The organism is Pantoea sp. BL1 (assembly GCF_000963985.1).
GTDB classification, from domain to species: Bacteria; Pseudomonadota; Gammaproteobacteria; order Enterobacterales; family Enterobacteriaceae; genus Pantoea; species Pantoea rwandensis_B.
Genome location: NZ_JZRH01000058.1, coordinates 1 through 13,452 on the forward strand (window position 1 = coordinate 1; position 13,452 = coordinate 13,452).

At 57.7% G+C, this 13,452-nt stretch carries 13 protein-coding genes; 2 read left to right on the top strand and 11 right to left on the bottom strand.

Annotated features, from left to right (window positions below; all coding sequences use genetic code 11):
- Positions 1–230: 230 nt before the first annotated feature.
- From VH86_RS22145 to VH86_RS22185, 9 genes are all read right to left on the bottom strand, one after another.
- Positions 231–1,346, bottom strand: coding sequence for a mandelate racemase/muconate lactonizing enzyme family protein (locus tag VH86_RS22145; RefSeq protein ID WP_045834125.1), 1,116 nt, complete (start codon positions 1,344–1,346; stop codon positions 231–233).
- 36 nt (positions 1,347–1,382) lie between these two features.
- Entirely contained in the window at positions 1,383–2,144 is a 762-nt protein-coding gene (locus tag VH86_RS22150; protein ID WP_038643904.1) for a GntR family transcriptional regulator, read from the bottom strand.
- Positions 2,145–2,158: 14 nt separating this feature from the next.
- Positions 2,159–3,535, bottom strand: coding sequence for a dihydroorotase family protein (locus tag VH86_RS22155; protein WP_045834126.1), 1,377 nt, complete (start codon positions 3,533–3,535; stop codon positions 2,159–2,161).
- The gene (locus VH86_RS22160; protein ID WP_045834127.1) at positions 3,535–4,458 is read right to left on the bottom strand and encodes an ABC transporter substrate-binding protein; all 924 of its coding nucleotides are present in this window, start codon (positions 4,456–4,458) and stop codon (positions 3,535–3,537) included. Before VH86_RS22160 ends, VH86_RS22155 begins: the two co-directional genes overlap by 1 nt.
- Positions 4,458–5,498, bottom strand: a complete 1,041-nt coding sequence (locus VH86_RS22165; protein ID WP_045834128.1) for an alpha-hydroxy acid oxidase — start codon at positions 5,496–5,498, stop codon at positions 4,458–4,460. Before VH86_RS22165 ends, VH86_RS22160 begins: the two co-directional genes overlap by 1 nt.
- Positions 5,485–7,011, bottom strand: a complete 1,527-nt coding sequence (locus tag VH86_RS22170; protein WP_045834129.1) for an amino acid ABC transporter permease/ATP-binding protein — start codon at positions 7,009–7,011, stop codon at positions 5,485–5,487. The genes VH86_RS22165 and VH86_RS22170 overlap by 14 nt, the downstream gene beginning before the upstream one ends.
- A gap of 76 nt (positions 7,012–7,087) precedes the next feature.
- Entirely contained in the window at positions 7,088–7,984 is an 897-nt protein-coding gene (locus VH86_RS22175) for a transporter substrate-binding domain-containing protein (protein WP_045834130.1), read from the bottom strand.
- A gap of 86 nt (positions 7,985–8,070) precedes the next feature.
- Positions 8,071–9,042 carry a D-2-hydroxyacid dehydrogenase gene (locus VH86_RS22180; RefSeq protein WP_045834131.1) on the bottom strand — a complete coding sequence of 324 codons (972 nt, stop codon included), beginning with the start codon at positions 9,040–9,042 and terminating at the stop codon, positions 8,071–8,073.
- Positions 9,042–9,434 carry a RidA family protein gene (locus VH86_RS22185; RefSeq protein ID WP_038643895.1) on the bottom strand — a complete coding sequence of 131 codons (393 nt, stop codon included), beginning with the start codon at positions 9,432–9,434 and terminating at the stop codon, positions 9,042–9,044. Before VH86_RS22185 ends, VH86_RS22180 begins: the two co-directional genes overlap by 1 nt.
- A gap of 342 nt (positions 9,435–9,776) precedes the next feature.
- Between VH86_RS22185 and glyQ the strand changes: the two genes are divergently transcribed.
- Both glyQ and glyS read left to right on the top strand, forming a co-directional pair.
- Entirely contained in the window at positions 9,777–10,688 is a 912-nt protein-coding gene (glyQ, locus tag VH86_RS22190; protein WP_034827699.1) for a glycine--tRNA ligase subunit alpha, read from the top strand.
- A gap of 9 nt (positions 10,689–10,697) precedes the next feature.
- Positions 10,698–12,767: a glycine--tRNA ligase subunit beta gene (glyS, locus tag VH86_RS22195; RefSeq protein WP_045834132.1), complete on the top strand. Its 2,070-nt coding sequence runs from the start codon at positions 10,698–10,700 to the stop codon at positions 12,765–12,767.
- 49 nt (positions 12,768–12,816) lie between these two features.
- Here the strand turns inward: glyS and VH86_RS25315 are convergent, their stop codons facing one another.
- Positions 12,817–13,104 (bottom strand): type II toxin-antitoxin system RelE/ParE family toxin, encoded by a 288-nt coding sequence (locus tag VH86_RS25315; protein WP_197080242.1) that lies wholly within the window; start codon positions 13,102–13,104, stop codon positions 12,817–12,819.
- Positions 13,091–13,375 (bottom strand): type II toxin-antitoxin system ParD family antitoxin, encoded by a 285-nt coding sequence (locus VH86_RS22200; protein ID WP_045834139.1) that lies wholly within the window; start codon positions 13,373–13,375, stop codon positions 13,091–13,093. The genes VH86_RS25315 and VH86_RS22200 overlap by 14 nt, the downstream gene beginning before the upstream one ends.
- Positions 13,376–13,452: the final 77 nt, after the last annotated feature.

A 13,452-nucleotide genomic window follows, 5' to 3' on the forward strand; every position in this document is an offset into this window, starting at 1 on the left:
GAACGGAATGAGGAAGCCAGGAGAGCCAGCATGGATGCTGGCGAAAGGTGCAGCCGGGACAGGGAAAGTCCCGTCTGCGCCGGTCCGTCAGGCTGACGAGTGAAGTGAAGGTACCGCGTCAGCGGCGCGAGGACCGCCAGCCCCAGAGCGGCACCAGAATGCGTTATCACCTAATGCTTAACTGACAGGCATTACGCCATTAATGGCGACCCTACAACAGTTTGTTTGACTCAATCGCGTACCAAAAACTTCTCGATCACCGCTTCGTTCGGCTCAACACCTAAACCTGGTTCGTTCGGCAACCAGGCGTAACCATCGGCGATGCGCACCGGATTTTTCGCCAGCGAACGGCTGATTTCACCCGGTTCCACGCAATACTCCATCATCAGCGCATTCTCAATCGCGCACAGGAAGTGCAGCGAGGCGGCGGTGTTGATGTCGGTGGTGAAGTTGTGGTTACACACTTTACGACCACGGCTATGCGCGTAGCTGGCAATCTCCATCGCCTGAGTAAAGCCGGTGCGCGTCAGGTCAATTTGCACGATGTCGATGCCGCCTTCATCAATCAGGCGCTGGAAACCCACCACCGAACACTCTTGCTCACCGGCGGCGATGTGCTGCTGACAGGCAGCAGAGACCTGACCGTAACCGGCATAGTTGTCCGGGTGCAGCGGCTCTTCGATCCAGAAAAGGTTGAGATGCTCATAGCGCTGGCTGCGGCGCACGGTGGTTTTCGCATCCCAGACGTGACCCACATCCAGCATCAGATCCACTTTGTCACCCATCGCGGTACGCAACGCTTCCAGATAGCGCAGATCCAGCGCTTCATCGGTGCCAAACGGCTCCCAGCCAAACTTCACGCCAGTGTGGCCGGTATCGATGGCGTGCTGCGCGCGCGCCACCGTTTCTTCCACGCTGTACTGGAACATGTTGGAGGAGTAAACGCGCATCTTATCGCGCATCGCACCGCCCAGCAGCTCAACAATCGGTTTGCCCAGAGCTTTGCCTTTGATGTCCCACAGGGCGATATCAATCCCTGCCATTGCCTGCAGCACTGCACCGCTGCGCCCGTAGTAAATGGTGGCTTTGTGCATCTTCTTCCACAGACGGCCGGTCTCCAGCGGGTTCTCGCCGATCAGCAGCGATTTCAGGCCGGTGACCATGGTGTGCGAATAGGGCGCTTCGATAATGGCTTTGGTGACATACGGGCTGCCATCCACTTCACCCCAACCGGTGATGCCCGCATCGGTGGTGATTTTGATAAGCAGTGCATCCTGCGAGCTATCGGTGCGCTGCTCAATAACCGGCAGACGCAGATAAAACGCTTCAACGTTGGTGATCTTCATCGTGGTTTTCCTGGTGTAAAGGCAATCAATAAAGCATCAGCCCACAGCGGAACGCTGCTGTCGGCGCTGCGTAATCAAGGTCTCGTAATCCACATCCAGTGCCTGAATGCGGATGTGGTTTTCAATCTCATCGGTCATCTGCGCGATATCGCCCTCGGCGAACACGTTGATCAGCCGCTGGTGCTCTTCAATGATGTCGCTCATCGATTTACCCATGGTGGAGAGGCCGAAAATCACCGTCAGCTGGCGTGCGATCGACTCCCACAAATTGCTCAATACCGGGTTGTGGGCGAAGCTGCACAGCGTGCGGTGGAAATCGGTGTCCGCCGAGGCAAAGCCATACACATCGTCGTTTTGCATCATGGTTTGCATCTGTGCCACGCCCTTATAAAGCTGCGTCAGTTGCTCAGTGCCGTTGCGTCCGGCTTCAATCGCACGACGACAGGCCAGCGTCTCCAGCGGGATACGCACATCGATAATCTGCTCCAGCCGCTGATGGGAGATCTCCATCAAACGAATGCCTTTATACGGCTCGCTGGTGACGATGCCCTGGCTTTCGAGAATGCGCAGCGCTTCACGAATCGGCACGCGACTCATGCCGAGTTTTGCGACCAGATCCGGTTCAGCGATGCGGTCACCGGGTAAAATCAATCCGCGCGAGGCGGCGCTGAGAATGGCGTCTACCGCATGATCGACCAGCGTGCGCGGACGCGCAGCTTGCCAGTTGCCGTCTGTGGCGGCTTCCTGCGCCAGCGGTGCGCTGCTTTTACGGCTTGGGGTGGATGATTTTCCTGCCATGGTGATTGTCCTGTTTAAACCTGTCGGGTCACGAACTGACCAAAGCCGGGTTCAACCTGCATCTGGTCATCCTGGAATACCGTGACACCACGAATAAGTGTGCGCACCACTTTACCCTGACAGCGCATCCCTTCAAATGCGCTCCACTTGCCGAGCCCCTGGAATTTTTCCCCCTCCACGATCCAGCTTTGCTGCGCATCGATGAACACCAAATCGGCATCGAAGCCGGGTGCAATCGCGCCTTTTTTTCCCCACAGCTGGAAGGCTTTGGCGGGGCCGCTGGCGGTCATACGGGCAAATTCCGTAAGGGCCAGGCCGCGATCGATATGCGCCGCGCTGAAGAACATCGGACTTAATGTTTCAACGCCAGTTAGCCCCATACCGGCGTCCCAGATGCTGGCTTCACCGGCTTGTTTCTGTGCCGGGGTGTAGGGGCAGTGGTCCGAGGCGATCATGTCGACGTCACCGCGCAGCAGCACCTGCCACAGCGCATCTACCACCGGACGTGGGCGGATCGGCGGGCCACAGCGCGCATTCGGTCCGATGCGTACCAGATCGTCTTCATCCAGAATCAGATAGTGCGGACAGGTTTCGAAGCTGGCGCGCACCTTACTTTTGGCGGCGACGATGGTTTCGGCGGCGCGTGCGGAACTGACGTGCACGATGTGGCAGCGTGCGCCGGTCTCCTCCGCTACCGCTAAGACGCGACCCACGGCTTCGATTTCGGCGATTTCTGGCCCGGCCAGCGCATGCGCGCGGGTATCTTTGCGTCCAGCGCGGCGCAGTTCGCTACCGGCACCGATCAGGATGTCGTGGTTCTCGGCGTGCACGCCAATCAAACCGTCAAAGGTGGCCAGTTCACGCATCGCACGCAGCAAACCATCATCGTCGAGGCGCGGTAATCCTTTTTCGTCAGTGGCTTCGCCGTTGGGTGCGCCGCTGCACAGGAACGCTTTGAACGCCAGGGCACCGGCCTGATCCAGCGCTGCCAGTTCGTGCACGTTGCGGCCATCCAGTCCGGCCCACATGGCATAATCCACCGAGCAGTTGTCCGCCAGCCAGCGCTGCTTAGTGGTGAAGTTGGCGAGGCTGGTGGCAGGCGGCAGCGAGTGCGGCATTTCAACGATGGTAGTGACGCCGTGTGCGGCCGCACCGCGCGTGCCTTCGCGCAATTCCTGCTCCGGAAAATCATGCGAACCGGTGAAATGGGTGTGCACATCAATCGCGCCAGGCACGATGATTAAACCTTGCGCATCAATGATTTCATCGACGCCGTCAGCGAGGGCACCCGGCATCAGCAGACCGCTGATTTTGCCATTTTCAATCAGCACATCGGCGGGTGCAGCGCGGGTTTCTGTCACCACCAGGCCGTTGATAATTAATTGTTTCATCACTCTGCTCCTGCTTGCGTCACCAGCTCGCGATAGGGAACGGGCTGAGAGGGATCCAGCCAGCCGATAGCGCTCAGCAACTGGCTGAAGTGGTCAAATTCATCTGCTGGAATCAGGCCGTTGGGCGCGAAAACGTGGGCTTGCTGATAAGCGGCTAAACCGGTGACCAGCGCATCAAGCGGATAATCGGGATAACAGTGCTGCACCTGCGCTGCCAGTGCTGCGGCATCATGCGTGGCGATCCACGCCAGTGCCTGTTCGATGGCGCGCGAGAAGGCCGCAAACGCAGCGGCTTTCTCAGTGAGGACATCGGCCCGCGCAATGTAGGCGCTCCACGGCACCTTGCCGCACAGTAAAGCGAGGCTACTGATGCTGCTCAGCTGTCCGGCGGCAATCGCCGGTGCCAGCATATGCATGGCGTGCAGCGCATAGTCCGCTTCACCCCTTGCGACGGCCGCGAAATCCCGTGCCTGATCGCCACTACCGGCAATCAACTCCACCTGATCCTGCAAACCCTGCTGGGACAGTAGCCAGCGGAAGGTCAGCGTGGCGGTGCCGACGTTACCAACATCCAGCACGCGTTTGCCGCGCAAATCACTGAGCTGAAAATCGGGCTGAGCCTGCGCTGCCGCCAGAAACCACGGGTTGGCGGCGACCGAGGCGCAAAAGCACTGCAACTCAGCGCCGTGCTGTTGGTAATGCTTCATCACGACCATTGGACCGCCCAGCGTAAGGTCCGCTTCGCGGCTCAACACCGCCGGCACTTGCCCGCCTTGCACGGTATGGCCGCCCGATGCGCTGGTGGTGAAGCTCACCTGCAACTGCTCAGCGGCAAACAAGCCGAGGCTGTCGGCCAGGTAGTGGGCGCAGTAATAGATGCGTGATTCGCTGGCATCGCCCTGATTGAAGATTAACGAGTGCATCAGCTGCGTACCTCCGTGACAAAACTGCCATTGAGCGCAGCCATGTCGCTGACACCGCACCAGTGGCTGATAGCCGTGATCTCATTGATCCAGCCGGAGAGCAGATCGAACACTGCGCTTTCGCCGCCGGCCACCAGGGCACTGATGATCGGGCGCACGCTGAGTGACAGTGAAGCCCCCAGGCAGCGCGCCACCACCGCCTCACTGCCGCAGCGCACGCCGCCATCCAGCAGCAGCGGCAGACGAGTGACCGCCTGTAAATCGGCGAGCTGATCGACCGGTGTGGCCCAGCGCGCGCTTTGGCGCAGGCCAATATTCGAGGCGATGATGCCGCTCACACCGTGCTGTGCTGCCGGTGCCGCATCGTCATGATGCAAAATGCCTTTTAGCCACAGCGGCAGTTGACGCGCAGCGCAGTGTGCGGCCACCTCGTCAATTTCCTGCCAGCGCCACACCGGAAACGCCGGCAAGGGTTCAACGCCCGGTTGCGTGCCGCCGACGGTGTGCCAGCCGCGCTGTTTGAGCGCTTTTCCAATCGAGAAGCCGCCGGGCTGTAATCCCGGCACCGGATGCACCGGAGCCAGCACGGTGAGAACGATATTTTTGAATCCGGCTTGTGCAGCCTGATCGATCAAATCTTTGATACGCCCAACATCACCCGCCGCGCGTAGCTGTAGCCAGCAGCGATCGTACTCTGCGCCAATCTGCTCCAGCGGCGTGACCGTCTCTTCGGAGATCACCAGCGGCAGTTGCAGACGTTTGCAGGCGCGGGCAATCGGCAGCAATCCCTCTTCATGGAAGATGCGATCCCCCGCAAAGGCACCGACGCCGAGCGGAGCAGACCAGGTTTCATTGAGGAGGGTGGTCTGGGTGCTGATCGCCTCATTGCCCTGCAGTACACGCGGCAGCAAGCGAAAACGGCGCAGCGCCTGCTGGTTAGCATCCGGTTCGTCAGCGAGCGCGTCGGCGGGCTGCCCCTGCATATAGCGGAACAGCGCATCGCCCAGACGTTCACGAGCGGCAAGATCATGCATTGGCATGCTGAGCCTCCGTGGCATTTTCATGTTCAAGGAAGGTGGCAAAAGCCGGCGTTTTTGGATTCTGCAAAATGGCCGGTGGCCCTTCTTCAATCAGCGCCCCGTTCTGCAGGAACACCACGCGATCGGCCACGCCCGCCGCGAAAGCAATGTCATGGGTGCTGATAATCATGGTGATGCCGGTTTGTGCCAGGCTGCGCATAGTCTGGTTCACTTCACGCACCAGCTCAGGATCGAGCGCCGAGGTCGGCTCATCGAACAGCAGGATTTGTGGTTCTGCTGCCAGCGCGCGGGCGATGCCAACACGCTGTTTCTGCCCGCCGGACAACTCATGCGGCAGCGAGGCGGCGAAATCCTGCAATCCGACCATCTTCAGGGCACGTATTGCTTTAGCGCGGGCGATTTCGGGTTGGGCACCCTGCACTCGCAGCAGAATACTCATCACGTTTTCCAGCGCGGTGAGGTGATCGAACAGCGCGAAGTGCTGGAACACGATACCGATGCCGGATTTGGCGCGGTTAGCGGGCAGATGACGCGCAGCCAGAGGGCGGCCGTTTTCATCGCTGCCCATAAAGTGGCCTTCGGTCTGGATGGTGCCGCTGCTGCGTGGCGTCAGCGCCAGAATCGATTTCAGCAGGGTACTTTTGCCGGAGCCGGAACGACCGAGCAGCACCACGACTTCGCCACGACGCACGGTCAGCGACAGGGATTTCAGCACCGCTTTACCGGCGTATTCGACGCACAGGTTGTCCACTTCCAGCACCGGCGCGGCGGTTTGCGTATCCCAGCGACGTTTCGGCAACTGCATCGACATCACGTCCGCTTCTGGCGGCAGTTTTGCCAGGCGCGCACGGGCACGGCGGGCACGTTCGTCGAGGTTATAGAATTTCTCCAGCCACCACTGACCGCCCGCCAGCAGCGTAGAGAGAATCAGGTAAATACCGCCCGAGGCCACCAGTACCGGAATGAACAGGAAGTTCTGCGACACGATGGCCTGGCCGCGCATCGTCAGCTCATTCACGCCCACGACGGAAGCCAGCGAGGTCGATTTCAGCAGGCCGACGGTTTCATTGCCCATGGTCGGCAGAATGGCGCGCAGCGCTTGCGGAATCACCACGTGGATCATCTCTTTGGTGCGCGAATAGCCAAAGGCCTGCGCTGCCATGCTCTGATCGCGATCGGTGGCCATAATGCCGCCGCGAATAATCTCGGCGCAGAAGGCGGTTTCATTAATCATCAACGCCAGCAGGGCACTGGTGAACGGGCTGAAACGCAGGCCGAACTCTGGCAGAACGTTGTAGAGCAGAATCAGTTGCAGCAGCACCGGCGTGCCGCGCAGCAGATAGATGTACGTTTTCACCGGCACGCGGATAAACCAGTGCTTTGAGGTGCTGGCCAACGCCAGGAAAAAGCCAATCAGGATGCCGCCCGCTAATGCGCCAACCAGCAGCTGAACAGCGATGACGGCCCCTTCCCAAAGGTAAGGGAAGGTCAGGTACTTAAGAAAATCATCCAAGGCGTTATCTCCCTCAATGCGATCGCTTGGGTTGCCCGTGATGCAGCAACCCAATTGATCCGACTGAGTTTATGCATTAACCACGTGCAACAACCGGGCGTTCAGCAGCGCTGCCCTGACCCCAGTAATCCAGCAATTTCTTCTGCGCACCGCTCTCCTGAATCACCTTCATCGCATCCATGACTGCACTGCGCAGCGTGGTGTTGTCTTTGGCGATAGGGAAGCCAACCATGATCGGCAGGTCAACGGTAAAGCCGCTTTCCAGCGTTTTGTCGGCTTTGGCGATGGCGATGGCGGAACCGGCTTCAGTCAGATAGATGTCGGCGCGACCGCTTTTCACCGCCTGAATGCTGTTGTCAGTGTTCTGTACCATCAGCATGCTGACTTCTGGCTTACCGGCGGCGGTGCATTTGGCGCTCTGCTCAGGCACCAACTTATTGGCTTCGTAAGAACCGGCAGCGGCGGCCACGGTTTTGCCGCACAGGTCATCCACAGTGATAATTTTTTTCGGGTTGCCCTTCGCCAGAATCGAACCATCCTGCACCTGCATGGAGGCGACGAAAGCGATCTGCTTCAGACGTTCATCGGTGACATACAGCATCGGACCGATATCGGCACGACCGCTGGAGATGGAGGTCAGCAGCACGTTGAACGAACCGGTCTGATAACTGTGTTTTGCCCCAAGGCAGCTGCTGATACGTTCGAACAGCGAAGGATCGAGACCTTCAATAATGCTTGGGTCTTTTCCGGAAGGGGCTTCGAAGCCTTTGGTATAGCCACCCAGGCCTACCACCAGATCTTTGCCTTTGAGTGACGGGTATTTGGTCTGCAGCGCCTTGCACTGCGCCATCGCCGCAAAATCGCTGGCGGTTGGCGTAATCGGGTCGGTGCTGGCGGCATGGGCGCTGGAGAGGCCCGCTAACAGCGTGCCGGTGATGCCAGAGATCAGTAATGCGATGCGTGCAAATTTCATAATAAGGTTCCCCTGGTGCTGGTGAATGTGTAAGCGATGACCTTGTGTTTTATGAACGTCTTACGGCTTTTATAGGTACTGCGACTTCAATAACCTCTTGCAACATCAACCTGGTTGCGCAGCGGATGGCCACTGCGGAAACGCACCAGGTTATCGATAAACACCTCAAGGCAGCCCTCAAGGTAGGCACTGTGATCGTCCAGGCTGCAGTGCGGTGTCATCACCACGCCGGGTGTGCTCCACAGCGCATCGTCCACTGGCAGCGGCTCTTGCGGATAAACATCCAGAACCGCACCGGCCAGTTCACCGGCGCACAGTTTTTCGCGCATCGCGGTGTAGTCGAACACGGCGGCACGACCGACAATCACGATGCCGGCGCGGGCAGGCAGCAGATCGAGACGGCGGCGGTCAAACAACCTGTCTGTCTGGGGCGTGAGCGGCAGCGTTGAGACCAGGACATCCACCTGCGGCAGAACATCGTCCATCGCATCAATGCGAATACAACGCGCTACGTCGGCATCGCACTGGCCGCTGCGCGTCACGCCAATCAAGCGGTAGCCCTGCGCGGTCAGCAGTTTCGCTGCCGCTGTACCGATACCGCCGACGCCGAGCAGCAAGACCGTTTTGCCACGCGCGCAGCCGCCGAAGGTGGGACGCCACAGGCGTTGGGCCTGATCCTGCAGAAAACCGGGAATGCCAAAGTTGAACATCAGCGCGGCCATCAAAATGAACTCGGCACCTTTATCGCCGTGCACGCCGGACGCATTGGTCAGCGTCATGCCCTGCGGCAGATGTGTCAGCCACTGCTCGACGCCGGCGGACATCACCTGCACCCAGCCGAGGCGTGGTGCGCTGAAGGTATCGAGCGCCAGCTTGCGTCCGCTCCACAGAATGTCGCTGGTGGCGAGGAAATCTGCGGTATGCGCGACATGGCTGTTTTCGCTCAGGGTAAAGTGACCGCGCAGTTGCGGATGGGCATCCAACTGCTGTTGCAGATGCAGCATGCTCAGATGCAAGGCCTGCGGTGCGCTGGCGTCGTTTTCGATATGAATATGCATTAGCGCATCGCCGTGACTTCCATCTCGACCAGCAGGTCAGGATGGTTAAGTTGAATGCCAACGGTGGCGCGTGCCGGGAACGGGAACTGGAAGAACTCGCTGTAAGCCGCGTTCATCTCACTGAAGGTGCTGAGGTCGGTGAGATAGATCGTCACGCGCACCACGTTATCGAAGGTCATTTGTGCTTCGCTCAGCAGGTCGCCGACGTTTTTCAATACCTGACGCGTCTGGCTGGCGATGTCATTGCCCTTGATCTCACCGCTGTAGGGGTCAATCGCCACCTGGCCGGAGATAAACAGCATCGGTTCGTGCAGTACGGCGGCGGAAAGCGGAGCCGGGCCCATTGGGCGGTCACTGGCGTTCATTCCTGGATAAGCAATCGCGGTCTTCATGGTGAAATTCCAAGCAAAACTGTTTCACCGCAATTTCGTATACGATTATACAAGTGTCAATGTGCGATTTTTGACCATCGGGTCGAAAAGGTGATGCGTGTCACGTAATAGGATTTGATTATAGTGTGGTTATTTTTATGAAATTTAAGGATTAAATTAATAGATAACGCGTTCGTGGCGGTGTTGAATTGAATCGTATACGATTTTCTTATCTCAAGGTTTTAGCCGGTTAAACCGTGGCAAAACCACTCCCCGGCACGCCAGGATTTCCGGCTGCACAATCCGCGGTCAAAGGGTATACTGTCGCACTCTTTTTTAATCGACCCTTATCGCGTACTCAACATGCAAAAGTTTGATACCAAGACCTTTCAGGGCCTGATCCTGACCTTGCAGGATTACTGGGCGCGTCAGGGCTGCACCATCGTCCAGCCGCTGGACATGGAAGTGGGCGCTGGCACTTCACACCCAATGACCTGCCTGCGCGCCATTGGTCCAGAGCCGATGGCTACCGCCTATGTGCAGCCTTCACGCCGTCCTACCGATGGTCGCTACGGTGAAAACCCGAACCGTTTACAGCACTACTATCAGTTCCAGGTGATGATCAAACCTAACCCGGACAATCTGCAGGAGCTGTATCTGGGTTCACTGCAAGAGCTGGGCCTGGATCCGACCGTACACGATATTCGCTTCGTGGAAGATAACTGGGAAAACCCTACGCTGGGTGCCTGGGGACTGGGTTGGGAAGTGTGGCTCAACGGTATGGAAGTGACGCAGTTCACTTACTTCCAGCAGGTGGGCGGCATGGAGTGTAAGCCAGTGACGGGTGAGATCACTTACGGACTTGAGCGTCTGGCGATGTACATCCAGGGCGTCGACAGTGTTTACGATCTGGTGTGGAGCGACGGCCCATTTGGCCAAACCACCTATGGTGAAGTGTTCCATCAGAACGAAGTCGAACAGTCGACCTATAACTTTGAATACGCGGATGTGGACTTCCTGTTCTCCTGCTTCGAGCAGTACGAGAAAGAAGCGCAGCAGCTGCTGGCGCTGGAAAAACCCCTGCCGTTGCCAGCTTATGAGCGCATCCTGAAAGCGGCACACAGCTTTAACCTGCTGGATGCACGCAAGGCGATCTCGGTGACCGAGCGCCAGCGCTATATCCTGCGTATCCGCACCCTGACGAAAGCCGTGGCGGAAGCCTATTACGCGTCTCGTGAGGCACTCGGTTTCCCAATGTGCAATAAAAACAAGTAAGAGGCAGCCATGACCGATAAAACTTTCCTGGTGGAAATTGGCACCGAAGAGTTGCCTCCGAAAGCCCTGCGCAGTCTGGCAGAAGCCTTTGCTGCGCACTTTACCGCAGAACTGGACAGCGCCGGTTTAGCACATGGCGAGGTGAGCTGGTTTGCCTCTCCACGCCGTCTGGCGCTGAAAGTGGCCCAATTGGCCACAGCGCAGGCCGATCGTGAAGTGGAAAAACGTGGCCCAGCGATTGCTGCCGCGTTTGATGCCGATGGCAATGCCACCAAAGCCGCCGAAGGTTGGGCGCGCGGTAACGGCATCACCGTGGATCAGGCTGAGCGTCTGAGCACCGATAAAGGTGAATGGCTGGTGCATCGCGCGGCGGTGAAAGGCGAAACCGCCCAGGCACTACTGCCAGCAATGGTAGTGACCGCGCTGAGCAAGCTGCCGATTCCAAAACTGATGCGCTGGGGTGCAAGCGACGTGCAGTTCGTACGTCCGGTACATACTGTGACGCTGCTGTTGGGTGATGAGTTGATCCCGGCGACGATTCTCGGTATTCAGTCCGATCGCGTGATTCGCGGCCACCGCTTTATGGGCGAGTCAGAGTTCACCCTCGACAACGCCGATCAGTATCCGCAATTGCTGCTGGAGCGCGGCAAAGTGGTGGCTGATTTTGCGACCCGTAAAGCCAAAATCAAAGCGGATGCGGAAGCGGCGGCGCAGCAGTTGGGCGGTATCGCCGATCTGAGCGACAGCCTGCTGGAAGAAGTGGCCTCGCTGGTGGAATGGCCAGTGGTGCTGACGGCTAAATTCGAAGAGAAGTTCCTCGCGGTGCCTTCTGAAGCGCTGGTTTACACCATGAAGGGTGACCAGAAGTACTTCCCGGTGTACTCCGCTGACGGCAAACTGCTGCCAAACTTTATCTTCGTCACCAACATCGAATCGAAAGATCCGCAGCAAATCATCTCCGGTAACGAGAAGGTGGTGCGCCCGCGTCTGGCCGATGCCGAGTTCTTCTTCAACACTGACCGTAAAAAGCGTCTTGAAGATAACCTGCCGCGTCTGGAGACCGTACTGTTCCAGAAAGAGCTGGGTACGCTGCGGGATAAAACGGACCGCATTCAGGCGCTGGCGGGCTGGATTGCCGCTCAGATTGGTGCCGATGTGAACCACGCCACCCGCGCGGGCCTGCTGTCGAAGTGTGACCTGATGACCAACATGGTCTTCGAGTTCACCGATACGCAGGGCGTGATGGGCATGCACTATGCACGCCATGATGGCGAAGCCGAAGATGTCGCGGTGGCGCTGAACGAGCAGTATCAACCGCGCTTTGCCGGTGATGCACTGCCATCGAACCTCGTGGCTTGTGCTGTCGCGATTGCCGACAAGATGGATACCCTTGCGGGCATCTTCGGCATTGGTCAGCATCCGAAAGGCGATAAAGACCCGTTCGCACTGCGCCGTGCTGCGCTGGGTGTGCTGCGTATTATCGTTGAGAAGAACCTGCCCCTCGATCTGCAAACTCTGACCGAGGAAGCGGTGCGTCTCTACGGCAGCAAGCTGAGCAACGGCAAAGTGGTGGATGAAGTGATCGACTTCATGCTGGGTCGTTTCCGTACCTGGTATCAGGAAGAAGGCCACAGCGTTGACACCATTCAGGCCGTGTTGGCGCGTCGTCCAACCCGCCCGGCGGACTTCGATGCGCGCATGAAAGCGGTTTCCCACTTCCGTACTCTGGAAGCGGCATCGTCGCTGGCTGCGGCTAACAAGCGTGTCTCCAACATCCTGGCTAAAGCGACCGAAACCCTGAACGACAGCGTGCAGGCATCGTTGCTGAAAGAGAACGCCGAGATCCAGTTGGCGACCTTCGTGACGGCGCTGGGTGACAAACTGCAGCCGTACTTCGCGGAAGGCCGTTATCAGGATGCGCTGGTGGAACTGGCGCAGCTGCGCGAAGCGGTCGATAACTTCTTCGACAACGTGATGGTTAACGCCGATGAAGCGGAAGTGCGTATTAACCGCCTGACGCTGCTGGCGCAACTGCGCGCACTGTTCCTGCAGGTAGCCGATATTTCACTGCTGCAGTAAGTGATGTACTGAAGTGAACCGAAGGGACGAGAAATCGTCCCTTTTTGTTTTAGAGCCATTGCGGAGTTTTGATATGAGACATTGCATCCTGGGAATGATGTAAGACACGCAGGATGATCACCTTCTCAGATAGGGTTCGATAAAAAATAACATGTTCGCGATGAGGCAATGCATAAATCCGGTCACCTAAATCAGTACGTCTTCGCCCTAACTCATTCTCGGATAGTTGATGAAAGCGTTGATAAATATCCTGTACATATCTCTCTGTTTTTTCCAGGCCAAAGTTCCAATGTCCATATAGCCAGATTGATGCCAGATCGGTATCAGCTTCCGGCATTACCCTTATCGTCCTTTTCATCTATGCCCGCCCTGGCTTTCATTTTTTTAAGGAAAACATCGATATCCCATTCGATGGGTTCACCACTGTCCATCCCCTCCTGGATTAACCTTCTTAAATTCTCCAGCTTTGAAGCCGCCTGCTTCTCCTGAAGTAAACGCAGCGAGTCGCGCACCACTTCGCTTTGGGTTCGGTAGTCACCGGACGCCACCAGAGATTCAACAAACTCGCGCAGTTCATCACCTAAATCGATTGTCATGGTACGTGCCATCATCGTGTCCCAATGTAAGAAATATTCTTACATCCTGGCACATTTTTGAGCAATGCGGAATCGGCGTTGCAGCGCAG